General features: G+C 70.7%; 22 protein-coding genes and 1 pseudogene. 10 read left to right on the top strand and 13 right to left on the bottom strand.

Going from position 1 to position 24,689, the window contains the following annotated elements; genetic code table 11:
- The first annotated feature begins 84 nt into the window (after nucleotides 1–84).
- Nucleotides 85–798 carry a FadR/GntR family transcriptional regulator gene (locus tag ABD743_RS41040; protein WP_344729607.1) on the top strand — a complete coding sequence of 238 codons (714 nt, stop codon included), beginning with the start codon at nucleotides 85–87 and terminating at the stop codon, nucleotides 796–798.
- Between the two features lie 6 nt (nucleotides 799–804).
- On the opposite strand, the gene ABD743_RS41035 is transcribed toward ABD743_RS41040, so the two are convergent.
- Complete coding sequence (locus ABD743_RS41035; protein ID WP_344729605.1) at nucleotides 805–1,251, bottom strand: group II truncated hemoglobin; 447 nt, start codon at nucleotides 1,249–1,251, stop codon at nucleotides 805–807.
- Between the two features lie 86 nt (nucleotides 1,252–1,337).
- On the opposite strand from ABD743_RS41035, the gene ABD743_RS41030 reads away from it, so the two are divergent.
- Nucleotides 1,338–2,537 (top strand): L-talarate/galactarate dehydratase, encoded by a 1,200-nt coding sequence (locus ABD743_RS41030; protein WP_344729603.1) that lies wholly within the window; start codon nucleotides 1,338–1,340, stop codon nucleotides 2,535–2,537.
- A gap of 10 nt (nucleotides 2,538–2,547) precedes the next feature.
- On the opposite strand, the gene ABD743_RS41025 is transcribed toward ABD743_RS41030, so the two are convergent.
- Entirely contained in the window at nucleotides 2,548–3,843 is a 1,296-nt protein-coding gene (locus tag ABD743_RS41025) for a glucarate dehydratase family protein (protein WP_344729601.1), read from the bottom strand.
- A 271-nt stretch (nucleotides 3,844–4,114) separates the two neighbouring features.
- On the opposite strand from ABD743_RS41025, the gene kdgD reads away from it, so the two are divergent.
- Both kdgD and ABD743_RS41015 read left to right on the top strand, forming a co-directional pair.
- On the top strand, nucleotides 4,115–5,038 hold the full coding sequence (gene kdgD / locus ABD743_RS41020) for a 5-dehydro-4-deoxyglucarate dehydratase (protein ID WP_344729599.1): 924 nt from the start codon (nucleotides 4,115–4,117) through the stop codon (nucleotides 5,036–5,038).
- On the top strand, nucleotides 5,035–6,366 hold the full coding sequence (locus tag ABD743_RS41015; RefSeq protein ID WP_344729597.1) for an enolase C-terminal domain-like protein: 1,332 nt from the start codon (nucleotides 5,035–5,037) through the stop codon (nucleotides 6,364–6,366). The genes kdgD and ABD743_RS41015 overlap by 4 nt, the downstream gene beginning before the upstream one ends.
- 12 nt (nucleotides 6,367–6,378) lie before the next feature.
- Here the strand turns inward: ABD743_RS41015 and ABD743_RS41010 are convergent, their stop codons facing one another.
- Both ABD743_RS41010 and ABD743_RS41005 read right to left on the bottom strand, forming a co-directional pair.
- Nucleotides 6,379–9,267 carry a helix-turn-helix transcriptional regulator gene (locus ABD743_RS41010; protein ID WP_344729595.1) on the bottom strand — a complete coding sequence of 963 codons (2,889 nt, stop codon included), beginning with the start codon at nucleotides 9,265–9,267 and terminating at the stop codon, nucleotides 6,379–6,381.
- A 75-nt stretch (nucleotides 9,268–9,342) separates the two neighbouring features.
- Nucleotides 9,343–9,924 (bottom strand): hypothetical protein, encoded by a 582-nt coding sequence (locus ABD743_RS41005; RefSeq protein WP_344729593.1) that lies wholly within the window; start codon nucleotides 9,922–9,924, stop codon nucleotides 9,343–9,345.
- Between the two features lie 194 nt (nucleotides 9,925–10,118).
- Between ABD743_RS41005 and ABD743_RS41000 the strand changes: the two genes are divergently transcribed.
- The 3 genes and pseudogenes from ABD743_RS41000 to ABD743_RS44670 form a co-directional block, all read left to right on the top strand.
- On the top strand, nucleotides 10,119–10,955 hold the full coding sequence (locus ABD743_RS41000) for a prolyl oligopeptidase family serine peptidase (RefSeq protein WP_344729591.1): 837 nt from the start codon (nucleotides 10,119–10,121) through the stop codon (nucleotides 10,953–10,955).
- A 90-nt stretch (nucleotides 10,956–11,045) separates the two neighbouring features.
- Nucleotides 11,046–11,444, top strand: coding sequence for a hypothetical protein (locus ABD743_RS40995; RefSeq protein ID WP_344729589.1), 399 nt, complete (start codon nucleotides 11,046–11,048; stop codon nucleotides 11,442–11,444).
- Nucleotides 11,420–11,800 (top strand): annotated as a pseudogene (locus ABD743_RS44670) (DUF222 domain-containing protein); the annotation flags it as partial. The gene ABD743_RS40995 and the pseudogene ABD743_RS44670, both read left to right, overlap by 25 nt.
- Here ABD743_RS44670 and ABD743_RS40990 read toward each other — a convergent pair.
- Both ABD743_RS40990 and ABD743_RS40985 read right to left on the bottom strand, forming a co-directional pair.
- Nucleotides 11,728–12,243, bottom strand: coding sequence for a hypothetical protein (locus tag ABD743_RS40990; RefSeq protein WP_344729588.1), 516 nt, complete (start codon nucleotides 12,241–12,243; stop codon nucleotides 11,728–11,730). The pseudogene ABD743_RS44670 and the gene ABD743_RS40990 overlap by 73 nt on opposite strands.
- Nucleotides 12,244–12,778: 535 nt before the next feature.
- Nucleotides 12,779–13,678 (bottom strand): hypothetical protein, encoded by a 900-nt coding sequence (locus ABD743_RS40985; RefSeq protein WP_344729586.1) that lies wholly within the window; start codon nucleotides 13,676–13,678, stop codon nucleotides 12,779–12,781.
- Nucleotides 13,679–14,099: 421 nt separating this feature from the next.
- Between ABD743_RS40985 and ABD743_RS40980 the strand changes: the two genes are divergently transcribed.
- A complete protein-coding gene (locus ABD743_RS40980) occupies nucleotides 14,100–15,233 on the top strand; it encodes an aminotransferase class I/II-fold pyridoxal phosphate-dependent enzyme (RefSeq protein WP_344729583.1) in 1,134 nt (377 codons plus the stop codon).
- Nucleotides 15,234–15,416: 183 nt separating this feature from the next.
- Nucleotides 15,417–16,148: a M24 family metallopeptidase gene (locus ABD743_RS40975; protein WP_344729581.1), complete on the top strand. Its 732-nt coding sequence runs from the start codon at nucleotides 15,417–15,419 to the stop codon at nucleotides 16,146–16,148.
- A 6-nt stretch (nucleotides 16,149–16,154) separates the two neighbouring features.
- Here ABD743_RS40975 and ABD743_RS40970 read toward each other — a convergent pair whose 3' ends face one another.
- The 6 genes from ABD743_RS40970 to ABD743_RS40945 all read right to left on the bottom strand — a co-directional run bounded on the left by ABD743_RS40970 (nucleotide 16,155) and on the right by ABD743_RS40945 (nucleotide 22,660).
- Complete coding sequence (locus tag ABD743_RS40970) at nucleotides 16,155–18,356, bottom strand: xanthine dehydrogenase family protein molybdopterin-binding subunit (RefSeq protein ID WP_344729579.1); 2,202 nt, start codon at nucleotides 18,354–18,356, stop codon at nucleotides 16,155–16,157.
- Complete coding sequence (locus tag ABD743_RS40965) at nucleotides 18,353–19,357, bottom strand: FAD binding domain-containing protein (protein WP_344729577.1); 1,005 nt, start codon at nucleotides 19,355–19,357, stop codon at nucleotides 18,353–18,355. The genes ABD743_RS40970 and ABD743_RS40965 overlap by 4 nt, the downstream gene beginning before the upstream one ends.
- Nucleotide 19,358: 1 nt before the next feature.
- Nucleotides 19,359–19,865 carry a (2Fe-2S)-binding protein gene (locus ABD743_RS40960; RefSeq protein ID WP_344729575.1) on the bottom strand — a complete coding sequence of 169 codons (507 nt, stop codon included), beginning with the start codon at nucleotides 19,863–19,865 and terminating at the stop codon, nucleotides 19,359–19,361.
- Between the two features lie 296 nt (nucleotides 19,866–20,161).
- A complete protein-coding gene (locus ABD743_RS40955) occupies nucleotides 20,162–20,902 on the bottom strand; it encodes a class I SAM-dependent methyltransferase (RefSeq protein WP_344729573.1) in 741 nt (246 codons plus the stop codon).
- A gap of 74 nt (nucleotides 20,903–20,976) precedes the next feature.
- Nucleotides 20,977–21,879 (bottom strand): NAD(P)H-binding protein, encoded by a 903-nt coding sequence (locus ABD743_RS40950; RefSeq protein ID WP_344729571.1) that lies wholly within the window; start codon nucleotides 21,877–21,879, stop codon nucleotides 20,977–20,979.
- A 61-nt stretch (nucleotides 21,880–21,940) separates the two neighbouring features.
- Nucleotides 21,941–22,660, bottom strand: a complete 720-nt coding sequence (locus tag ABD743_RS40945; RefSeq protein ID WP_344729569.1) for an SDR family oxidoreductase — start codon at nucleotides 22,658–22,660, stop codon at nucleotides 21,941–21,943.
- Between the two features lie 133 nt (nucleotides 22,661–22,793).
- On the opposite strand from ABD743_RS40945, the gene ABD743_RS40940 reads away from it, so the two are divergent.
- Nucleotides 22,794–23,675 (top strand): LysR family transcriptional regulator, encoded by an 882-nt coding sequence (locus ABD743_RS40940; protein WP_344729567.1) that lies wholly within the window; start codon nucleotides 22,794–22,796, stop codon nucleotides 23,673–23,675.
- On the opposite strand, the gene ABD743_RS40935 is transcribed toward ABD743_RS40940, so the two are convergent.
- Nucleotides 23,626–24,624: a LysR family transcriptional regulator gene (locus ABD743_RS40935; protein ID WP_344729566.1), complete on the bottom strand. Its 999-nt coding sequence runs from the start codon at nucleotides 24,622–24,624 to the stop codon at nucleotides 23,626–23,628. The two genes, ABD743_RS40940 and ABD743_RS40935, sit on opposite strands and share 50 nt — an antisense overlap.
- Between the last annotated feature and the right edge of the window lie 65 nt (nucleotides 24,625–24,689).

Raw genomic sequence — 24,689 nt, 5'->3', positions numbered from 1 at the left:
ACGACAGTTGTGGTCAGACCACAGCGTTGCTAGCGTTCAGGCCACTCGATGGCAGCGTCCGGCCATGCCGAGGGAGGGGACGCGATGCTGCGGAATGAGCACGCGGAGGTGCGGAGGATCGCGCCGCTGTCGCAGGTCGTGTCAGAAGTCGAGACACAGCTCCTGCAGGTCGGACCGCGGGTGGGCGCAACGGTGCCCACCGAGGACGAGCTCGTGGCAGACCTGCGGGTGAGTCGCCGCAAAGCCCGCGACGCCCTCGCGGTTCTCGAACTGTTCGGCGTCGTCGACGCCGGGGGCGCGCTCGCGAGCACGTCCGGACCTGAGGACGGGATCGGACGGCTGCTGAGGCTCTCGCTCCGATGCGCGCAGATCCCGGCCGACGAACTCCTCGCCGTCCGCACGCGGCTCGAACGCACAGCATCCGCGCGTGCTGCCGTCAGCGCCGCGGACGACGACAAGGCCGAGCTGCGCCGGCTCGTGACGGAGATGGCGCACCCCCACATCCCGCCGAACAGGTTCCAGGATCTCGACACGGCGTTCCATCTCGTGATCGCCCGCGCGTCGGGAAGCCACTTGTGCGCTCAGCTCATGCTCGGGCTGCGCGACGCCATGGCCGATCAGATGGCGTCCCGCTTCGCGGCCGTCGAAAACTGGCCTGCGACCGCGAAGCGGCTCAGCCGCGAGCACCAGGGGGTGACCGTGGCGATCACCCACGGCCTCGACGATCTCGCGGCGCGGCGCATCGAAGCCCACCTGCACGGCTTCTACCGGGGATGGGGCGCGTCCCGATCGGCGTGACGGGCTCTACCCCTCGTCAGGCCAACGCCACATGGGCACCTCGCGCAACGGGTGCAACTGCTCGTCGGTCTCGGCATGGGAGTTCTGCATGGCGACGCGGGAGCCGAACTCGACGTGCGAGCGCAGCGCCTCCCGGAAGGGGGCGTCATCGGGGAGCCCGGCGAGATCCGCCGCCCGTAGGTAGAGCTCGACGAACCGCTCACGCTGCGGCTCGGCGATCTTCAAGCCGCGGTGCACGTCGATCAGGTGCGCGAACCCGCCCATCGTCGCACTGAACTCCTTGGGACCGCCGAAGGACTCGGCGTCGAACGCGGTGAGGTGATCGACGTGCTCGGGACGCCCTTCGCCGAACAAGGGCTGGAGCACGGGATCGGCCAGCACGCTGCTGTAGAAGATGTCAACGAACCGGTGCAGTGCGGCATACCCGCCAGCATGGTCGTAAAGGGACGTCACGATTACATAGTTGCACCAGGCGGCGCTCAGCGGCAGGCACAATTCGATCTCCGCGGAGTCATCGGACAGATTCTGAAGGGCCTGACATGAGCATCGACGACGACGTCATCTCGGCCGAGCAGCATCGCCGCCGGGCCGATCAACCGTCCACGCCCGCACCGGGTACGTCCGATCGCATCCACAGCCTGCGCCTGCGCAGCGTGCGGCTACCGCTGCCGACGCCGATCAGCGACGCGAAGGTCCTCACCGGGCGCCAGCGGCCCATGACCGAGGTCGCGATGCTGTTCGCCGAGGTCACCACCACCGACGGCATCACGGGTCTCGGCTTCAGCTACTCCAAGCGCGCCGGCGGGCCGGCTCAGTTCGCGCATGCCCGCGAGGTCGCGCCGGTGCTGATCGGTGAGGACCCGAACGACATCGCCCGCCTCTGGACCAAGCTCGTCTGGGCGGGCGCCTCCGTCGGTCGCAGCGGCGCGTCCACACAGGCGATCGCCGCGATCGACAACGCACTGTACGACGTGAAGGCCAAGCGGGCTGGTCTCTCGCTGGCGAAGTTGCTGGGCGCGCACCGCGAGAGCGTCCGCTGCTACAACACCTCGGGCGGCTTCCTCCACACGCCGATCGAGGGTGTGCTCGAGAACGCGAGTGCCTCGCTCGCCCGCGGGATCGGCGGCATCAAGCTGAAGGTCGGCCAGCCCGATCCGGCGATCGACCTCGCCCGCGTCGCTGCCGTACGGGAGCACGTCGGCGCCGGGGTCCCGCTCATGGTGGACGCGAACCAGCAGTGGGACCGCGCCACCGCACTGCGTGTCGGGCGCACGCTCGAGGAGTTCGACCTGGTGTGGATCGAGGAGCCTCTCGACGCCTACGACGTCACCGGCCACGCCCGGCTCGCCGCGGCGCTCGACACCCCCGTCGCCTCCGGCGAGATGCTCACCAGCGTGCGCGAGCACGTCGAGTTGATCACCGCCGGGGCCGTCGACACCATCCAGCCCGACGCACCGCGCATCGGCGGAATCACGCAGTTCATGAAGCTCCTGGTTCTCGCGGACGAGGCTGGCCTGGCGCTCGCCCCGCATTTCGCGATGGAGCTCCACGTGCATCTGGCGGCCACCTATCCCAGCGAGCCGTGGGTCGAGCACTTCGAGTGGCTGGAGCCGCTGTTCGAGGAGCGCATCGAGATCGTCGAAGGCCGCATGGTCGTGCCGAACCGGCCGGGTATCGGCCTCACGCTCAGCGACAAGGTGCCGGGGTGGACCGTCGGCGACGTCACGATCGACGAGTAGGACGCACGAGCTACCAGGAGCCGAGCCTGCGTTCGAAGTCGGGCCGGAACCGGCGCATGTAGGCGGTGTCGTCGCGGGAGTGCAGACCGGACGCGAGGTACTGCTCGTGCAGCGTGCCCAGCGCGTTCTCGTCGAGCTCGACGCCCAGCCCGGGCCCGTCCGGCACCGCGACCGCGCCGTCGGCGAACGTCAGTGCACCGGGCCGCACCACGTCCTCCGTCTTCCACGGCCAGTGGGTGTCGCAGGCGTAGGTGAGGTTCGGGGTGGCGGCTGCGAGGTGCGTCATCGCCGCGAGCGAGATACCGAGGTGGGAGTTCGAGTGCATCGACAGCCCGATGCCGAACGTGTCGCAGGTGCCGGCGAGCAGCTGCGAGCGCCGCATCCCGCCCCAGAAGTGGTGGTCACTGAGCACGACCTGTACCGCATCCGCCGCGATCGCCGTCGGCAGCTGATCGAACGCGACGACCGCCATGTTCGTGGCGAGCGGCATCGGCGCCTCCGCCGCCACGCGGGCCATGCCCTCGATCCCCGGCGACGGGTCCTCCAGGTACTCCACGAAACCGTCGAGCGCCTTCGCGACCCTGATGCCGGTCTCGACCGTCCATGCGGCGTTGGGATCCAGGCGCAGAGGCACGCCCGGGAACTCCGCGGCCAGCCCGTGAATCGTCTCGATCTCCTCGTCCGGCGGCAGCACGCCGCCCTTGAGCTTGATCGCGGTGAAGCCCCACCGGTCGATCATGAGCCGGGCCTGCTCGACGAGCTGCTCGGGCGTGAGTGCCTCGCCCCACTCGTCGGCATCGGCGCCCGGGTGCTCGGCCCACTTGAAGAAGAGGTAGGCGCTGTAGGGCACCACGTCCCGCACGCGGCCGCCCAGCAGATCGACGACAGGGCGTCCCGTCGTCTTGCCCGCCAGGTCGAGGCAGGCGACCTCGAACGGCGAGAACACCCGGTCGACGGTGCTCGCGCCGTTGATCATGGCGGCCACACCGTCGCCGCCCGAGGAGCCCGCCCGGCCGAGCACGTCGCGCACGAGCCACAGCAGGCGACTGGTCTCGAACGCGTCGACGCCAGGCAGAGCGGCCGCCACGGCGTTCAGGCGTTGGAGGTGGCCGTCGTCGGCGTAGGTCTCGCCGAGACCGACCAGCCCGTCGTCGGTGTGCACACGCACGATCGCCCGCAACGCGAACGGCTCGTGCACCCCGACCGCGTTGAGCAGCGGCGGGTCGGCGAACGCGACGGGCGTGACGTCGACCCGGCTGATCCGTGCGGTCGCCCCGACCCCCTGCGACAGGCTCGCACCGTTCATCTGCCCTCCTCATCGACCCGCCGACCGCCGCCCGGCGGCATGTCCTCCACGCACCGATGAGGATCTTGGCGAGCGGGAGGAGCACCACAAGCAACACGATCACCGCGATGATGCCATTGAGATCGTCGCGTTGCCGATGCTGCGCACGCATCGTTCGATGCCGAGAAGCACTTAGACGGGTCTCGGCACCCGACCTACAGTGACGACGCCGGAGGTTGATTTCCGGCCGCTCGGCCCCCACGACGCCGTGACATCCCGGAGGTAGGCACACGTGCCCGCACCAGCCCCTTCCGCACTGGCCGCAGCACTCGGTGCCGGGCTCCTGTCGTTCCCCGTCACGCACTTCACCACCGATCTCGAGTTCGACGAGCCCGCGTATCGCAAGCACCTCGGCTGGCTCGCGGGGTACGACGTGGCCGGCCTCTTCGCGGCCGGAGGCACGGGCGAGTTCTTCTCCCTCTCCCCCACCGAGGTCGACCGGGTCGTGCGCGCGGCCGTCTCGGAGGTCGGCGGCGCCGTGCCGGTGCTCGCGCCCGCGGGCCACGGCACCGTGCTCGCCGTCGAGCAGGCGAGGGCGGCCGAGGCCGCAGGCGCCTCCGGCATCCTGCTCTTCCCGCCCTACCTGACAGAGGCACCCCAGGACGGCATCGTCGCCCACGTCAAGGCCGTCTGTGCCGCCACCGCGCTCGGAGTCGTCTTCTACAACCGCGCGAACGCCCGGATCGGCGTCGACGCCCTCGCCGAGCTCGCCGATGCCTGCCCGAACCTCGTCGGGTTCAAGGACGGCATCGGGGACATCGAGCTGATGACCCGGGTCTATGCGCGCTTCGGCGACAGGTTCACCTACATCGGCGGCCTCCCGACGGCCGAGACGTTCGCCTTGCCCTACCTCCAGCTCGGCGTCACCACCTACTCCTCGGCGATCTTCAACTTCGTGCCGCGGTTCGCGCTCGACTTCTTCGCCGACGTACGCGCGGGCGACCGCGCCGCGGTCTACCGGAGGCTCAACGACTTCGTGCTGCCCTACCTCGACATCCGCGACCGCCGGAAGGGCTACGCGGTGTCGATCATCAAGGCCGGGCTCACCGCCGTCGGTCGGTCCGGTGGGCCCGTGCGACCGCCGCTCACCGACCTCACCGCGGAGGAGAGGTCCGCGCTCACCGAGCTCGTCGGGCGCATTGCGGCGCAGGCATGACCGGCGCCAGGCCGACGCTCGACGCGGTCGAGGTCGTGCCGGTGGCAGGCCACGACAGCATGCTCCTGAACCTCAGCGGCGCCCACGGCCCGTTCTTCACCCGGAACGTCGTGATCCTCACCGACAGCACCGGCCGTACCGGCCTCGGTGAGACGCCGGGCGGCTCCGCCATCGAGCGCACCATCGAGCAGGCCGGGACCGACCTGCTCGGCGAGCCGATCGGCGAGTACCGCTCGCTGCTGCGCCGGGTGACCGAGCGGTACGGCCACCGCGACGCGGGCGGGCGCGGCGAGCAGACCTTCGACGTGCGCACCACCGTGCACGCCGTCACCGCCCTCGAATCGGCGCTGCTCGACCTGGCCGGCCAGCACTACGGGGTGCCCGTGGCCGAACTGCTCGGCGACGGGCGGATCCGCGACCGGGTTCCTGTGCTCGGGTACCTCTTCTACGTCGGCGACCGCACCACGACCGACCTGCCCTACGTCGGGGGCGAAGAGGACGGCGACACCTGGGCCCGTATCCGCCGGGATCCCGCGCTCGATCCGGACGCCGTGGTGCGCCTCGCCGAGGCAGCGCGCGACCGCTATGGCTTCCGTGACTTCAAGCTGAAGGGCGGGGTGTTCACCGGCGACGCCGAAGCGGACGCCGCGACGGCCCTGAAGGAGTGCTTCCCCGATGCGCGGGTCACCCTCGACCCCAACGGCGCCTGGCTGCTCGACGACGCGATCCGGCTCGGCAACCGGCTCAGGGACGTGCTCGCGTACGCGGAGGATCCGTGCGGTCGCGAGGGAGTGTTCTCGGGCCGGGAGACGATGGCCGAGTTCCGGCGCGCGACCGGGCTGCCGACCGCGACGAACATGATCGCCACGAGCTGGCGGGAGCTTCACCACGCCATTAAGGCTGACGCTGTCGACATCCCCCTCGCCGACCCGCACTTCTGGACGATGGCCGGATCCGTGCGCGTCGCACAGCTCTGCGCCGGCTGGGGTCTCACGTGGGGCTCGCACTCCAACAACCACTTCGACATCTCGCTCGCGATGCTGGCCCACGTCGGCGCCGCCGCGCCCGGCACGATCACCGCCCTCGACACGCACTGGATCTGGCAGGACGGCGAGCACCTGCTCACCGACCCGCCGAAGATCATCGACTCGCACCTGGAAGTGCCCGCCGGACCCGGCCTCGGCGTCACACTCGACCGCGCGGCCCTGGCCCGGGCGCACGAACTGCACCTGGAGCACGGACTCGGTGCCCGAAACGACTCCGTGGCGATGCGGCAGCTCGTGGACGGGTGGACCTTCGACCCCAAGCGCCCGTCGTTCGTGCGCTGATCTCTCCCGGCGTCACGCCCGCCGGTCGTTCGGCGTCCGCGGGTCGAGGTTCTGCACCGCCCAGACCGCGATCTGGCTGCGCCGCGAGTACCCGAGCTTGGACAGAATGTGCTGCACATGGTTCTGCGCCGTGCGCTCGGACACGAAGAGCGCGGCCGCGATCTGCGGGTTGCTCATCCCCGTGCTCAGGCACGCGGCGACCTCGCGTTCCCGGGCGGTCAACAGGGACGGCGACGGCGGCACCGGTCCGAGCGACGTACCGATTGCAGCCAACCGGGCGGCGAACGCCGGCATGCCGAGACCCCGCGCGGCCGCCGTGCCCGCGGTGACGAGCGCCCGGGCCTCGTCGAGATCATCGGGCCTGCCCCGCCGCGCCAGCACACCGACCAGTTCGACCTGCGCCTCGACGGCGTACCCGGCGGCACCGTTCTCCCGGCAGCTCGCCAGCGCGAGCCGGAGATCGTCGACAGCCGCGTCGAGATCACCGAGGTGGGCAGCGGCGATGCCCAGGTGCAGCGCGACGGGGCCGCCGTAATGGGCGGCACCCGCACCGGACCCGACGTGCCGGTGCCGGTAGGGCGACAACAGCTCACGGAGAACCGCGACATCCGCATCAGCGTTCTGGCCGACGGCCACCGCGATCCCCGCCGCGTAGGACGCCAGCAGGAAGAAGGGCGGCGGCCGCCAGCGCCGGGGCGGCCCGAGAGACCGGTAGAGCGCACCCGCCTCGTCATGCTTTCGGGCATCGGTCAGGATGACCGCTGGGCCCAGCGTGTAGGTGATGCGGTAACCGGAACCCGCCGCCACGGCTCCACCGGCCGCATCGAGCGCCACCATCGCGGTCGTACCCCCGTGATCGGTGCCCGCGTGGTGGTCCAGCGCCGTCAGCAGTGCCATTCGGGCGCCGACGGCACCCGCGTGCCCGCTCGCCGGAGCGACCGCGAAGGCCTGGTCCGCGAGCACGCGGGCGTCGTCGAAGCGCCCATGTGCCTGCGCCAGCGCTGCTCGCGCCTTCAGCACGTGCCAGCGGCCCGTCGGGCCCCCCACCCGGCCCGCATACCACTCGAGCCGGTCGATGACGGCCGCAGCGTCGTAGAGGTCGCCGCGTTCGACGTGGGTGTCGATCTGCCAGAGGTGGGCCCACATGCGATCCGACGGATTGTCGGCGTCGGAACCGACGGCGAACAGGCGCGCGGTGAGGGTGGCGCGTTCCTCGATGCCGTCGGGCCCGCTGCGCGCCATCTGGCGGGCGCGTAGTGCGGCCACCAGAGCGGCCGGCTCCGCGCAGGATTCCGCCACGGCCAGCGCCTCACGGCTCGCAAGATCCGCCGGGCCGACGTCCTCGAGGTACATGTGGGTCTCGGCGAGCAGCGACAGCAGCCGGGCGCGACGCGAGGACGGCTGCGGGTCCAGCTCGGCCAGCGCTTCCTCGCAGAGCGCGCGCAGCCGCCGGTCCGCTCCCTGCTCGTTGACGCACCCCAGCACGAGCACCGCGTCCCCCAGCAGGTCCGGACGACCCAGCTGACGTGCCACATCCGCTGCAGCGAGGCAGGCCTCCGCGCTGCCGGCGCCGTCCGCTGACCGGTGCCGGGCATCGGCCAGCGCAACCAGCAGCCGGTGCCGCGCCGGCCCGTCGAGCTCGGGATCGCCGGTGTCGAGCGCGAGCCGGTACAACCGGGCGCCTTCCTCGAAGGCGAGCCTGCGCATCGCCTCGTCACCCGCCCGCTCGATCCAGCCGGCAGCGCGCGCCCGCTCCCCCGCCATCGCGGCCGCCGCCCAGTGCCGGGCCAGGTCGGAAAGGTGCGGGTCCAGCCGCTCTGAGTAGAGCCGCTCGATCGCCTCCACCGCCGCCCGATGCAGCCGTACCCGCTCGCCGGTCGGGAGACCTGCCTCGACCGCGTCGCGCACGAGTGCGTGGACGAAGCGGTACTCGTCGCCGGCCGTCGCAGTGGGCTCGACCAGGCCGGCGGCCACTGCCTCGTCCAGCGGATCGAGGCAGTCCAGCACCGGACGCCCGATCGTGGCGGCGACCACGGCGACGGAGAACTGTCTGCCGACGATCGATGCGGCCCGTAGCTGGCTGCGACAGCATGGCGACAGCCGCTCCATCCGCCGCTCGATCGCCTCCCGCACCGTCGGAGGGATCCCCGCCGCTCGGCCGGCGCTCAGGTGCCGGGCGAGCTCACCGACGAAGAAGGGATTGCCTCCGGTCAGCTCGTGCACCCGTCCGACCAGCTCGGCCGTCACGGGTTCGCCGATCTCCGCCGCGAGGCGGGCGGCCACGGCATTGCGCGACAGGCCCGTCAGCGGAAGGCGTTCGGTCACCGGCTCCCGGACCAGCTCGGCGAGGAGAGGCGCGTCCCCCGGCGGAAGGTCGTGGTGGGTGGCCAGCACCAGCAACCTGCTTCCGCGGAGTTCGCGGGTGAGATGCCGCAGCAGGAGCAGCGAAGGCCGGTCAGCCCAGTGCACGTCGTCGAGGACGACCACCAGCCCCCTCGCGTCGGCGATGTCACGCAGCACCCCGACCACCGCGTCGAAGAGGCGGAAGCGGGCTTCGTCCCCCAGTACGTCCGATCGGCCGCCGTCGAGTTCCGGCACCAACGGTGCGAGCTCCTCGGCAACGCCCAGCTCGCCCGCGGGCCGGGCGACCCCGGTTGCCTCGCGCAGCACCTGGCGCCACAACCAGTACGGCGGGGCGCCCTCAGCTTCCGCGGCGCGCCCCCACAGCGTGGGCACCTCACGCGCGGCCGCCCTGGCCACCAGCTCCTCGGCCAGCCGTGTCTTGCCGGCGCCGGGCTCCCCGTGGCACAGCACCAGTCGCGGCCGGCCGCCGAGCGCGCTCACCAGCCACCCGTCCAGCGCGCCGATCTCCCGGTCGCGACCCACCAGTTCGGACCGCACCCGCCAACCCCCCGTTCGCGCCGGGGGCGCGATCGGGAGAAGTGTCCACAAGCGGCGGTCCGGACCGCAAGCAGATCACGCCGAAGCGCGCGCCTCCTTGATCCGGGCAGTGGCACCCGTCCCCGTCAACACCGCGACGCCGAGCAGCAGCCAGGTGAGCTCCCAGCCCGCGATCGCCCACAGTGCGGCAGGCGCCGGTGGTCCTCCGGAGATGATGATCGCCGGGGTCAGGACGACGATCGACCAGAGACCGACGAGCAGCGGCGCGGTGCGTCGCCATCCGGTCCAGTGCCCGGCGCGCAGCACCGCGACACCGGCGAGCACCATTCCGACGGCCGACAGGAGCGGTGCGACGGCGAACAGCTGGTCACCGACGTCGGGGCTACCGGGGTAGATCAGCTCGGCCGCGACCAACAGTACCTGGCCGAGCCCGGCGCCCCCGAGGCCGATCCGGCCCAGCAGGCCGGCCCCGGCCGCTCCCGACAGCGCCAGCCCGATCAGACCCGCGAGCTCGGCGCAGTGGATCAGTGCCTGCACCACGAAGCCGTATGACGGGACCCACGCGGTCACGGCAGCGGTTGCCGCGTACAGAGCGGCCAGCGCCGTGCCCACGACGCAGACCAGCGCGACAGCGCGGATCGAGCGGACGGTTTCCATGGAGTTCTCCCAGCGGATCGGCGCGGCATGACCCGCCGAAGCTATGAAAGTGATCGGCGGGGCGCGTCCGCCGAACTACTCCCCCACTTACTCAGATCCGATCTCGCAGCGACGGATGATCTGCCTGCCCCGGACGGTTTCGCCGTTGGCGGAAAGGAGATCCGAGGCTCGTCGAGCTCTCTACGGTGGCCTGCATGGAAACGATCACCGGAACCGCAGCGGGCGTACCGTTCACGGCGCTCCCACCGACCGGCACCACCGACGGCCCCGCGCCGTTGATCGTGACCTGGCACATGCTGGACGCGCCCCGCACCGACGCGGCCTTCGCGGCCGCGTTGCCCATGACCGGAGTGCCTGCCTGGCGAGTGCATCTGGGCCTGCCGATGTGTGGCGCACGGATGGTCGACGGTCGCGTAGACGCCATCCTCGAACTCGCTCGCAAGGACGCCTTGATGGCTTTCCTGGCCCCGTTCGTCCACCAGGCCGCCGAGGAGTTCCCGGCCGCGCTGAACGCGCTGCGCGATCAGCTTCCGGTCGACGACGAGCCGATCGGCATCTTGGGCGGTTCGCTCGGCGGTGCCGTGGCCCTGGAGGTGCTGACCACGCGGCGGGCTCCGATCAAGGCGGTCGCGCTGGTCAATCCGGCAGTGCGGATTCGGTCCGTCATCGGGCTCGTCCGTCGCACCATGGCCGGCTCCGAGCAGGCATATCCGTGGACCGCCGAATCCCGCACGACCGCCGACGAACTGGACTTCGTCGCCCGCGCCGGAGACATCACGGCACAACCGCCGCTGCTGCTCGTCAGCGGCGAGCTGGACCACCCGGCGCTGCGGACGGACGCGGCTGCCCTGGTCGACGCGCTACGCGAGCGGTACGCAGATCCGGATGAGGTCGAGCTGCAGACCGTGCCGGGCCTGCCGCACCCGCTGGCCGACGAGCCCGGCCTGGAACCGGCTCCGCAACTGCCCACCGCCAAGGCGGTCGACGAAATCGTGACGCAGTGGTTCGTCCGGCAGCTCACGGCGAACTGAGCGACGTCGCGCGAACTCGGATCTGACGTACGGCAGTCACGGGCGGCACAGCAGCCGGAATTGTCGGCGCCCAAGGTTAGACTCGAACACATGTTCGAGAGCGATGTGGAGACTGCGCCCTACCCGCAGACCGCACCGCTGTCCTGGTCCGGGTACGCCCCTGACTGGATCATGACGATGCTCCTGGCCGAGGCCGGGCCGACCTCGGATCGGTTCGAGCTGTTGGAGCGGATCGGGGGTTGGGAGAAGATCATCGCCTGGGCTCAGGCGCGCCAGTACGAGGACATCGCCCAGTTCGTGGCATCCGCCGAGGCCAGTCCTGCGGCGGGGTTGAACTCGGCGCAGGCGGTGGAGTCCGCGCAGGCCGAGGTCGCGTTGATGCTGCGACTCTCCCCGGGTGGCGCGACGTGGCGGGTCGGTGAGGCAAGGCAGTTGGTGGAGGAGTTCCGGCCACGTTCGCCGCCCTGCATGCCGGGGCGATCACGCTGACCAAGGCGCGGATCATCACCGAGGGCTGCGCGGATCTGGACGCGGCTGGTGCGGCGGTGGTGGAGCAGAAGGTATTGCCGCGGGCGCCGGGGCAGACCAACGGCCAACTGCGTGCCGCGGTCCGGCGGGCGGAGCTACGGGTGGACGGGGAGGCTGCGCTGCGGCGGCGGGAGCGCAGACGCCGCGAACGCGGGGTGGTGCTCTACCCGGAACGCGACGGCATGGCGACTTTGTCGGCGACGTTGCCCGCGGCCGAGGCGGTCGGCACGTTCGCGGTGTTGGATCAACACGCCCGCGGCTGCGGCAGCACCGATGAGCGGCCGATGGCCGCCCGACGGGCCGACGCGCTAGTGGATCTGGTGTTGCGCGAGACCGGGTTCTGCAGCAACGCCAGCCAACAGGCGGCAGAGAACAGAGCCGTCACCCCGCGCCGGTCGGGCCCGCCGAGCGGGGTAGAGCGCAGCCCAACATCGGCGATCACCGCCGCCGCCAGCGCTGTCCCGCAGCCCGCCGCCGCGACGAGTACCGCGTCGGCCGCTCCCGCATCTGCCCTTGAGTCCACCGAACCCAAGCAGAATGGCGTCGGGTCTGCTGGCACCCAGAATGCTGCCGCCCGCACCACGACCGGCACACCGACCGACACCACCCCGACCGCAAATCCGGCCGGCTTCCTGAACGACGGCTTCCCGATCTCCCGGCCGGGATCGCCGACACCGGGGTCGGACCGGCTTCCCGGGGTCGCACCCGCGGGAGGCGTGCCCGCGGTGACCAACAAGGTGTCGGTCCAGATCCGGGTCACCGTCTCGCTCGACACCCTGCGCGGAACAAGCAACGAACCCGGCGAACTCACCGGCTACGGCCCCATCCCCGCCGAACAAGCACGAGAACTGGCCGCCGACCCCGACAGCATCTGGCGGCGGCTGGTCACCGACCCCTTCAGCGGCGCCCTGCTCGACTACGGCACCACCCGCTACCGCCCACCCACACCTGGCCGAACACCTCATCGCACGGCACCAGTACTGCCAACACCCCGGCTGCCGCGTCCCCGCACACCTGTGCGATCTGGACCACAACCAGCCCTACGACCCCGCCAACGGCGAAGGCCCCACCTCGGCGGCCAACCTCGGGCCGAAGTGCCGACCGCACCATCGGTTGAAGGGTTACCCGGGGATGGAGCGTCACGCAGTACGTGGACGGGTCGATCGTCTGGACCACACCCAGCGGACACACCTACCGGGTCGACCCATCACCACTCACCGAACCCCGCACCAACACGGCAACCGACGATGAACCACCACCGTTCTGAGCACGCGGTGAACCGTGATGGGTCAGCGTCAGGCGTCGATGTCGATCGTGAACGGTCTCTCGAGGTGGTGGCCGCCCGTCCACCTGTCCTCGAGCGCGTGCAACGCCTGTTCCTCGGTCATCTCGCCGAGCACGGGGCTGCTGCCCCGGGCCGGGAGCCGGGGCGCCTGCCCGTGCACGACCTCCCGGATCAAGGACCGGTACTCATCGGTCGAACCTGCGCCCGAGCCCCAGCCCGGGCGCGGTACGCCCCGCGCACCGGTCATCCGGTCGTTGTCCGCGGCGCTGTCGTACCTGCCGCGCATCGCGTAGTTCGTCAGGGCCGACTGCACCATGACATCGACGAGCAGCCGGCTGTTCTTCCCCGCCCGAGCCCCGAAGTCGTACGCACGGAACAACCGCCCGTTCTGCTCGAGGAGGGCACGCGAGGGGGCGCCCACGTCGGGCTTGACCCAGATCCCCAGCTCGTTCTCGGAGATCAGGAGTGCGTTGAAGGTCCCCTCCAACCACAGCATCCGTTGCTTGATCACCTCGCGACGAAGCGGCCGCACGATCCAGAACCCCATCACCGGCGAGGTGAGCCCTTCCACGATGCGCGCGTACTCGCCCGGCGTCTCGGAGATCAGAGGCAGGACATGAGTGGCGGAGACGCATGTCGTCGTGTCGAGCTGGCCTCCCGTGAACTCGACGTTCACGATCTGCGTGTTGCTCGCCGGGCGGTGGATCCGCTCGAGCACGCCCCAATAGACATGGCGCCGGTCCATTCCCCGGGCTCGGGGCTCGACCAGGCACTTCAGCAGCAGCTCGGCCAGCGGCTGGCCGGACTCCGCGGTGATCGGATGCAGAATGCCCCGGCGCTGGAGGACGTCGATCACCGGGCGGGACGCGGGTTCCAGACGCCGCAGTTCGCCGCAGAACTCGCGGCACATCAGTCCGCGCCCCGGGCGAGTGCCGCCGTTTCTCCCCGTCCCACGCTCATGAGGAGCCGGATGGGCGAGATCGGACCGGAGACGAGGCTGATGAGGTCACGGGCACTGCGCTCCTGGTCCACGGCGGTGCACTCGACCGCTGACCACGGTCCGTTACAGGTTTTCCACGCTCCGAACAAGCCACGAGCACGAAGCTATCGCGAATCGGACAAATCGGGTGTCACTTCACGTCTTCTTTTTCACACCCGTCACGCCCGTATCCAGCAGATAGCCGCCGTCCGTCGGCGACCACGAGCGGGTCGTCGTCCTCGGCCGCAGCCCGGAGGAGAAGGATGGGCGCTCATCACAACTGATGAGGGGTCGGGACGATCGGTCCCGGCGCTGATCATGCCCACAGCTCGATTCCGAAGGACCCGATGTCGTGACCCCCTTGCCCGACTTCCAACTCGAGACCTACTTCTCGCACTGGGAGTTCACGGCGCGGTACCACCTCACCGCGTCCGACGCGCAGACGATGACGATGACCGAACTGCTCGCGCTGGCGGATGACCACGACCGCGCGGCGTGGGAGACGCTGTCGCTCGGGTACACCGAGACGTTCGGCGACCCCGCACTCCGAGAGGCCATCGCCGAGATGTACCCGGAGGCCGAAGCCCACGACGTCCTCTGCTTCGCCGGCGCCGAGGAGGGCCTCTACCTTGCGATGCAGGTGCTGCTCGGTCCCGATGACCACGCCGTCGTCGTCACGCCCAACTACCAGGCAGCGGAGACGGTGCCGCTCGCCTTGTGTTCCGTCACGGGTGTCGCCCTCAGACCGGAGAACGACTGGAGCCTCGACGTCGACGAGGTCAAGGCGGCGCTACGGCCCAACACCCGGGTGGTCTCGGTCAACTTCCCGCACAATCCCACCGGCAAGGTCATGAACGCCGCGGAGTTCGCCCGGCTCGCGCAGCTGTGCGACGAGCGCGAAATCCATCTGTTCAGCGACGAGGTGTATCGCGGCCTCGAACTCGACCAGCGCCGCACCCTCCCCAACGCGGCGGACCTCTCGGATCGGGCCCTCTCGCTGAACGTCATGTCGAAGTCGCTCGGGCTGCCCGGGCTGCGCATCGGGTGGATCGTCTGCCGCGACCGGGAGCTGCTCTCCCGCCTGGAGCGCGCCAAGCACTACACGACCATCTGCAACTCGGCGCCGTCCGAGATCCTCGCCCGTATCGCCGTGAAGGCCCGGGAGACGATCCTGGAGCGCAACCGCGCGATCATCGCCGCCAACCTGCCGGTCTTCGAGAGCTTCTTCACCGAGTTCGACTCGCTGTTCGACTGGCACGCACCGGACGGCGGGTGCGTCACGTACCTGCGTTACAAGGGCGCGGACGGGGTCGAGCAGTTCTGCACCGACCTCGTGAACGAAGCCGGTGTTCTCCTGCTCCCGGCGAGCATCTACCGCTCACAGCTCACCGCGACCCCGCCCGACCATTTCCGGGTCGGCGTCGGACGGAGTGATCCCGAGCCGGGGCTGGACGCCTTCCGCGCCTGGCTGCGGGCACGGGCCTGATCGCGACAATCCACTGGTGGGGCTGGAATCCCGCGGTGCGGGGGTGGTGCCCCGCCGAGCGCATTCTCCGAATTCGATGATCCCCTCCGGCGGTTGCGCCGGGTCCCGCAACTCGTCAGGCTTCTCCGTGGACGCGGGAGACTTTCGCAGGATATTCCGCAGGAACGGAGCGACGGAAAGCCGATGGCACCCACAACGGATCGCAGCGCGAACGAAGCGGAGCGGGCTCGGCAACTGGTCGAGGCCGAGGAGAAGGCGGAGGCGCTGTTCGCCGAGGTCGCGCGGCGCGGGATCATCGCGCCCGGCCGCAGCGAGGCCCAGGTGAGCGACGACGTGCGGGATCTGGCCGCCGACCTGTTCGGCGTCAGCCGCCACTGGCACAAGCGAATCGTCCGTTCCGGCCCGAACACGCTGCAGCCCTACCGGGAGAACCCACCGGACCGCGCCATCGACGGCGACGACATCGTCTTCCTCGACTTCGGGCCCATCTTCGCGGAATGGGAGGCCGACTTCGGCCGGACGTTCGTCCTCGGGGACGACCCGCGGAAGCTGCAGCTACAGGCTGACCTGCCACGGATTTTCGACGCCGGCCGCGCCTTCTTCGAGACGAACGAGGAGATCAGCGGAGCTGAGCTGTACCAGTACGTCGTCGGGGCGTCCGAGGAAGCCGGGTGGCGTTTCGGCGGCGTGCACAGCGGCCACCTCGTCGGCGAGTTCCCCCACGAGACGATCGACGGGGAACGGATCGACAGCTACATCGCACCGGGTAGCGACGGGCCGATGCGCAGGACCGACCGCGTCGGCCGGGAGTGCCACTGGATCCTCGAGGTGCACCTGGTGGATCCGGACCGTGGGTACGGCGGGTTCTACGAGCAGCTGCTCACCCTCCGGCGCCCGGCCGCGGCGGCAGGCTGACGGCCGTCAGAGCAGGTCCTCCAGGCGGATGGGCAGGCGCCTCATCCTGCGCCCTGTCGCGTGGAACACCGCGTTCGCCACGGCGGGTGCCACCCCCACCATCGAAACCTCGCCGAGGCCCTTCACGCCGAGCCCGTTGAGCAGCGGATCCGGCTCGTCGATGAACTCCACGTGGATGTCGGTCAGCAGGTCGGCGTTCACGGGGACCGGGTACTCCTCGAGCGAGGTGTTGAGGAAGCCGCCGTAGCGTGGGTCGACCTCGGTGGCCTCGCGCAACGTGGCGCCGATACCCCAGACCACACCCCCACGCACCTGGCTCTCCGCGGTACGCGGGCTGGCGACGCGACCGCAGTCGGCGACGCTGACCACGCGCGACACGCGCACCCGGCGCGTGGTGAGCTCGATCCGGACCTCCACGAAGTGAGCGATCCAGCTGTAGGAGCTGAACTGCGGGTACTCGGGTCCGGCGAGCGCCACCAGGCCACGACGCAGCTGGTCGAGGCTCTCGGGTGGCTGTCCCGGCGCGGTGCGGGTGATCTCCACCTCGACCGGGGCACCGCCGAGCGTGGCCACCGCGGCGGCGAGGTCGACGGGTCCCTCCGCCGGCACACCCAGCTTGCGCCGCAGCTCGGTGAGAGCGTCGACGATCGCGGGCAGTGCGCTGGCGGTGCCCCACGATCCGGCAGTGAGGTGCTGCGGCACCGAGCGGGTGTCACCGACGACGACGGTGATGACGTCGGTCGGGATTCCGAGCTCGGCCGCGACGGTCCGCACGATCGCCGTCCGGATGCCCTGGCCCATCTCGTGGCCGCCGGTCTCGACGCGCACCGTGCCGTCCGCCTCGACGCGGGCCCTCGCCACGGCGGCGACGATGTGGGCGGGATAGGCGCCAGCGGCGACTCCCCACCCGATCTCGGTGCCGTCGTCCGCGCGCATCGATCCGGGCTCCGCGCTGCGGCGGGACCAGCCGAAGCGGTCAGCGCCGCGCTGCAGGCACTCCGCGAGGTAGCGCGAGGAGAACGGGCTACCGGTGACCGGATCGATGTCGGTGTCGTTGGCCAGCCGCAGCGCGACGGGATCGACACCTGCGGCGTAGGCGATCTCGTCCACAGCAGACTCGAACGCGAACGCGGCCGGGTGCTCGTGCGGGGCGCGCATGTACCCCGGCGTCTGTACGTCGGTGCGCACGAGCCGCTGCCGGCCCCGGAAGTTGGGGATTCCGTAGAGCCGGGACGCGATGTCCGTGTAGACGGCCGGGAACAGGTCGTGACGCGAGGTCTGCTGGTCGATCTCGTACACGGCCGCTCGCAGCACGCCCGTCGCGTCGGCGCCGAGTCGCACCCGATGCCTGCTCAACGGGCGGAAGCTCGCTGCGTGGAAGCACTGCTCCCTGGTCAGCACCAGCTTCACCGGGAGGCCGAGCCTGCGGGCGGCGACCGCGGCGAGACAGGTGTGCGGCTGAAGCGAGTTCTTCTGCCCGAACCCTCCCCCGGCCGACGGCGAGATCACCTCGATCTGCTCGGGGTCGATGCCCAACTGCATGGCGAGCCCGTTGCGGATGGCGCCGCTGTTCTGGGTGCCCTCGTGGACCACCAGTGTGTCGCCGCGCCACTCCACGACGGTGTGCAGCAGCTCCATCGGGTTCTGGTGCTGCGTGGGCAGGTCGAACTCGGAGTCCACCTGCACAGCGCACTCCCCGAGCACCGTGTCGGCGTCGCCGACCACCACGTCGGCGAGGAAGGGCAGCGGGATCGCCTCGGCCTGCACCAGCGTCTCGGCGCCCGGGGCGTCGAGGTCGAGGCTGCTGTCCTCGGTCTCGTACACCGCCTCGACCAGCGCCGCAGCCTCGTTCGCCGCGACGAGCGTGTCGGCCACCACGAGGGCGACCGGCTGACCCCAGTAGGCGATCCGGTCGTCGGTCATCGGCTGCCAGCTCTGGAACCCGTACCCACCGCCCATGATGAAGCCACCGGACTTCACGCCGGGGTCGCTCTCGTGCGTGAGCACGAGACGCACTCCGGGCACGGCCTCGGCGTGCGTTACGTCGAGATGCGTGATCCGGCCCTTCGGCACCCGTGCGATCGCGAACGCGGCATACAGCACCCCGGGCGGGTTGCGGTCCGCGCCGTACCGCAGTGCACCCGTCACCTTGGCGTGGGCGTCCACCCGCTCGGTGGGAACAGCCGCGCCGGTTGTCGTGGTGGTCATCGGGTCGCCCGCTCTCCGGCGATCCGCAGCGCGTCGGCGACGGTTCGGATCCCGAGTTCGATCTTGAAGCTGTTCTCCCGGCCCGGCCTGGCCGCTGCGAATGCCGCTTCGCCCGCGTGCCGGGCGGTCTCGGCGGTGAGTGGCTGTCCGATGAGGACCTGCTCGGCTTCGGCTGCACGCCACGGCCTCGTGGCCACACCACCCAGCCCGAGCCGCACGTCCGCCACCGTTCCGTCGGCGTGCAGCGCCACTGCCGCCGCAGCGGATGCCAGCGCGAACGCGTAGGACTCCCGGTCGCGGATCTTGTGATAGGTCGAGCCACGCCCGGTCGGGGTGGCGGGCACCCGGATGCGCAGCAGCAGCTCCTGCGGTTGGAGGGTGGTCTCCAGGTCCGGACGTTGACCTGGCGCCCGGTACAGGTCGGCCAACGCGACCGTCCGGGCACCGTCGGGCCCGAGCACGTCGACCTGTGCGTCGAACGCCAGCAGCGCCACCGGCCAGTCGCCGGGGAAGGTCGCGATGCACGCGTCGCTCGTGCCCAGCACCGCATGGGCGCGGTCGAGCCCGCCGATCGCCGCGCAGCCGCTGCCCGGCTCGCGCTTGTTACACGCGAACGGCTCGCCGTGGCGGAAGTAGGTGCACCGCGTGCGCTGCAGCAGGTTGCCGCCGACCGTGGCCATCTCGCGCAGCTGCTGCGACGCCGCCTTGGCCAGCGACTCCGCCAGCGCCGGATAGTCCCGCGTGACGACCGGATCCTCGGCGACGTCGGCCATCCGAGCCCCGGCGCCGAAGACGAGCTCGTCCTTGCCGGTGCTGTCGATCTGCGACAGTTCCGGGAGGCGATGCACGTCGACCACGGCCGGCGGCGCCTCCACTCCCAGCTTCATCAGGTCGTAGAGGGTGGTGCCGCCGGCGAGGAACTTGGCACCCGGCCCGGCGGCGGCGAGGGCATCGAGCGCGTCGGCGACGGTGTCCGGCGCTTCGTAGGTGAACGGCCGCACGTCAGGCCTCTGTTTCGTCGGCGACGGAGCGGATCGCGGCGACGATCGAGGTGTACGCGCTGCAGCGGCAGAGGTTGCCGCTCATGTACTCGCGTACCGACGAGTCGTCCCTTGCATGCCCTTCGGCGATGCACGCCAGCCCGGACATCACCTGTCCCGGGGTGCAGTAGCCACACTGCAGCGCGTCGTGGTCGACGAAGGCCTGCTGCAACGGGTGCAGTTCGCCGTCCGGCCCGGCCACGCCCTCGATCGTCGTGACGGAGCATCCGTTCACCTGCACGGCGGGAGTCAGGCAGGACACGACCCGACGGCCGTCGAGATGCACGGTGCACGCGCCGCACTGGCCGTGATCGCATCCCTTCTTGGTGCCGGTCAGCTCCAGCCGTTCGCGCAGCACATCCAGCAGAGACTCCCGGGTGTCGATCTCGACCTCGACATCGTGCTCGTTCACGCGGAACGAGGCGCGCACCGTAGTGGCCGGCGGGCCGGTCCGGGTCGGAGTAGCCATGCTGGAGAAGGTAAACGAACTCTCCCCGCCGCGCATTTGCCGTATTGCTGCTGACCGTCGCCGAATTGCGATCAGAAGTGAGGTGGCACACACCCGCTGACCCGCATCGAGTACCTGGTCGAGAGCGGTGTGCTGATGCAGACGGGCCTGCGGCGTCCGCCATTCGCCACAGTTGTGGAAGATTTACCGATCCATCACACACGGCCGCGAAGGGACCGACGGAGCGAATCGGACGAATTCGTGTCCAGTGCCGCGGTAACGGAGGTCGGGAACGAATCGCGATCGCACGGCCTGATTTACCCGGGTGGAGCACTCCTGCGGCGAGCGACGAACACGAACTCGCGCCCGGGCCGGTCGGGTGCGTCGCGCACCTCGTCCACGACGTAGCCGTGCCGGATCAGGTCGGATTCGATCTCGGCACGGTCGCGGAAGCGCAAGGTGGAGTCCGAGGTCAGTACGGCGCCGTCGGAGCCGAAGACCCACGTGGTGCGGAAGCTGACCAGCGGCAGGGTCACGTCCGTCAGTTCCACCCAGCACTCGACCCGGCCGACGCCGGCGATCTCGGCGACCCGGTAGGTGCCAGCGCGGTTCCACGTGAGCCACTGGCGTCGCGCCGGATCCCGGCTCTCGACGACGAGACGTCCACCCGGCCGAAGCGCGTGGTGCACGCCGCGGAGAGTGGCGTCCCAGCCGAGCGGATCGGTGATCGCCTGCGCGACGTTCCCGGTCATCGTGGCGAGATCGACCGCCATCCCGGGAAGGGCTGTGGCGTCCCCGTGGATCCAGGTGACCCGGTCCGCACCGGCCCTCCTGCGGGCGTACGCGAGCGAGCCCGCGGCGGGGTCGACACCCGTCACCTCCACGCCACGGCCTGCGAGGAGCAGCGCGAACGTGCTGGTGCCACAGCCCACGTCGAGCACGCTGCGAGCGCCGAACTCCTGCACGATCGCGGCGTACACGTCGAGGTCGCGGCGGTCGGGTTCGAGCGCGTCGTAGACCGCCACCAGGCGCGGGTGCTCGAAGATCGCGTCGACCATCGACCTCTCCCTCGCGCCGGCAGGTACTTCCCGGCCATGATCGTCACCCGCCCTTGCGGTGACGGTCAAAGCGATTAGCGCCGGAAGAACTCCGGGTTCATCGAGACGTAGTCCGCGACGCCCGACGCGGGGCGCCCGAGGATCTTCTCGACGTCGTGCGTGGCGCGGTCGTAGCGGTTGGCCCGGTGCAGCCGGGCCATCGTGCGGATGTGGTCGAGAACGTGGTCGGGCAGTTTGGCGGCTGCGAGTTCCTCGGCGAAGTCATCGAACGGCACGTCCTCGTACACGACGGGCCGGCCGAGCGCCGCGGAGAACTCCTCGGCCATGACGCCCAGGTCCCGCGACACGGGCCCGGTGAGCTCGTAGGTCCGGCCGACGTGGCCTGCCGGCTCCGCGAGGATCGTCGCGACGACATCGGCCACGTCCTGGGCGCTCACCGGTGACGTGCGGCCCGCGCCGAACGGCAGCCTGATCTTTCCCGTCCTCACGATCGAGGGGTAGGCGAAAATCGTCAGGAGCGGGTTCTCCATGAAGATCGTGGGCCGCACGTGCGTGACCGGAAGGCCGGACCAGTCGAGCACCTGCTCGGCGAGCCAATGCAACCGCTGGTGGCGCGACTCCTCGGTGCTGGTCAGATCCATCTGCGAGACGGTCATCTGGGACATGCTCACGACGACCTCGAGATTCCCGGCCGCCCGGCCGGCGCTTGCCAGGGTGGCCGTCGCCTCCAGGTACTCCGGCGACACCGACATCCCGAAGTACACGCGGCGGCACCCGTCGAGTGCCCGCACGACGTCAGGGGCGCGCGTGAGGTCCGCGACGACGACCTCGACCCCCCGTGCGCGAAGCGCGTCAGCGCGGTCGTCGTCGCGGCGAACGAGGGCGCGCACCGGAAGACCGCGCTCCTGGAGCCGTTCGACCACCCTGCCGCCGATGCCGCCGACACTTCCGCCGGCCCCGGTCACGAGAATCGGCATTCTGCCTCCCTGCCAATAGTGAGGCCCACCAGCTGAGTCTCATAAGCAGACTAACCAATTGTCAGACGAGGACGGTCCCGCCGTCGACGGTCAGAACCGTGCCGGTGGTGAAAGCCTGCGTCATGCAGTACAGGTACGCCTGCGCGGCGTCGCCGACCTCACCGATGCGGCCGACCGGAATCGCCTCCGCGATGTCCCCGTACATCTGCTCGCGCTCAGCCTCGCCCATCCCCGCCCACAAGGGCGAGCGAAGTACGCCCGGGCTCACGGCGTTCACCCGGACAGGCGCGAGCTCCACCGCCAGTGCCTTGGTCAGCGCCTCCACCGCGCCGCAGATGCTCGCCGGCACGGCCCAGCCGGCGTCCGGACGGTCCTTGGCGATGCCCGTGGTCAACGTGATCGACCCGCCCGGTCGCACCAGCGGCGCCGCAGCGGAGACCGCCGCCAGAGCACCGAAGAAGCGCAGACCGAAGAACCGGCGCGCCTGCTCCACGTCGAGTTCGATCACCGACATCAGGGCCAGCGGCTCGCCTGCGGTGTAGACGAGATGATCGAGCTCACCCAGCTCCTCGAGCACGGCACGGACGGTGGCCGGGTCGCTCAGATCCGCGACCCGGCCCACAGCCCCGTCGGGAAGCGCCGAGAGCGCCTTGTCGACACTGGAACGACGGCTGGAGACGACGACGACCTCGGCCCCGGCAGACCCCGCACCGGCCGCGACCGCGAGCCCGACGCCCGACGTCCCGCCCAGAACCACGACGCGCTGCCCGTACAGATCCATGGGGAACCTCCTGGTGAAGTGCTGGTCAGACCCCTTCACGATGTGCCCATGGACGCCGCGACGTCCAAGACTCCTTTCCGCGCCTGCAATACCCTGGGGGCATCCGGCCTCGTCGCGGACGGGAGGCGCGAGCATGGATGTGGACCTGCGCAAGCTGCGCTACTTCGTCGCGGTCGCCGAGCACCTGCACTTCGGCCGCGCCGCGGCGGCGCTGCACATCGCCCAGCCCGTGCTCTCCCGCCAGATCCGCGCGCTGGAACACGAGTTGAAGAGCCAGCTGTTCGACCGCACCAAACGCGCCACCGCACTCACCCGCGCCGGCGAACAGCTCCTTGTCGACGCCCGGCCACTGCTCGCCGGCGCCGACGCCCTGCAACGACGGGTCCAACGTGCCGCGCGCGGCTCCGCCCACTTCACCGTCGGGTTCATGCCCGGACTGATCGTCACCCCCGCCACGCGCGTGCTGGCCGCCCGCCACCCGGACCTCACCGTCGACGTGCTGCGCACCAGCTGGGACGACCAGACCGAGGTCGTGCTCGACGGCCGTGTCGACGTCAGCTACGTCCGCCTGCCCGTCGACCAGCAGGGCCTACAGTTCCGACCGCTGCTCACCGAACCGCGCGTCGCCGCGCTCCCCCTCGACCACCCGCTCGCGGCGAAGGACGGCATCAGCATCGGCGACCTCGCCCACGAGCACCTCCTGCAGAACCCCGACGCCGTGCCCGAATGGCGCGACATCGCCGCGGAGCTGCGTAGCGGCCGAGGAGAACCGCCTCGACCCATCCGGACGGTGGAGGAGAAACTCGAACACGTCGCGGCGGGGCACGGGCTGGTGGTCCTCCCGCTCTCCACCGCCACCTTCTACACCCGCCCCGACATCACCTGGGTCCCCATCGACGACATCGGGCCCAACCGCGTGTGCCTGGCCTGGGACGACGCCCGCACCGACCCCCTCATCCACGAGTTCATCGAGATCGCCGAGGCCCAAGCGGAACAGCCCTCGTCCCCCGCCTGAGCGGTAGAGGCTCCGGCCATGGGGCCCCGGCAGGCGCGCCGACGTCGTGCACCGCGGCGCGCAGGGCGTCCGCGAGGCGGACGGCCGGCTCGGCAGGCGGCTGCGGGAGTCGCGCCAGGAGGATGCGCCGCTGCTCGTGGGGGCCGCCGCGCACCGCGAGGACCCGCACTCCAGGCGGCACGGCGGGTACGAGTGATGCGGGAAGAGTGGTCAGCCCGCATCCGGCCGCGACCAGGCTCAGCTTGGCCAGCCAGTCGGTAGCGGTGTGCGCGATCTCCGGCCGTTCGTCGAGTCCGGGCCAGACACCCAGCCGCTCCTGCTCTCGGGTGGACGGGCTCGCGATCCAGCGCTGACCACGCAGGTCGGCGACGTCCACGGAGTCCGCCCCGGCGAGCGGGTGGATGGCAGGCACTGCGAGGCGCAGGCTGCGTTCGGCGAGCACCTCGAACTCCAGGCGTGGCGACTCGGCGTCGGGCGGCCGGAACGGCGGCAGGGATGCCACCACCGCGAGATCGATGCGGCCGGCGCGCAGGGCACGGATCAGTGCAGGCGTGCTGCCCTCCTGCGTGGTGACGGTGATGGCGGGGTGGGTGCGGCGCAGCGCGGCGAGGGCGCGCGGCACCAGGAGAGCGCCGGCGCTGCTGTACCAGCCGAGCCGGACCGTTCCCGCCTCGGCCGGCATGCCTGCGAGCTCCCGCGACGCGGCGTCGATCTCGTCGAGCACCGTGGCGGCCCGGCGCAGCACGACGTGCCCGGCGGCGGTCAGCCGTACGCCGTCGTGGCGCCGCTCCAGCAAGCGGGTGCGCGCCGCGCGCTCGAGCGAGGCGATCTGCCGGGAGACCCCGGACTGGGTGAAGCCGAGCGCCTCCGCGGCCGCGGTGAGCGTGCGGCGCTCGGCCACCTCGCGAAAGACTCGCAGCGCGACCAGCGAGACATCGCCGAGGTCCATGAGCTTTACGCATACCAGGTCTGCGTAACTCTCGCTGGCCGCATGCCCCTCACCTTCCTAGCCTG

Source organism: Pseudonocardia yunnanensis (genome assembly GCF_039534065.1).
Lineage (GTDB): Bacteria > Actinomycetota > Actinomycetes > Mycobacteriales > Pseudonocardiaceae > Pseudonocardia > Pseudonocardia yunnanensis.
Note: the sequence above shows the minus strand (reverse complement) of the source record. Positions and strands in the feature narration are given on the sequence as shown.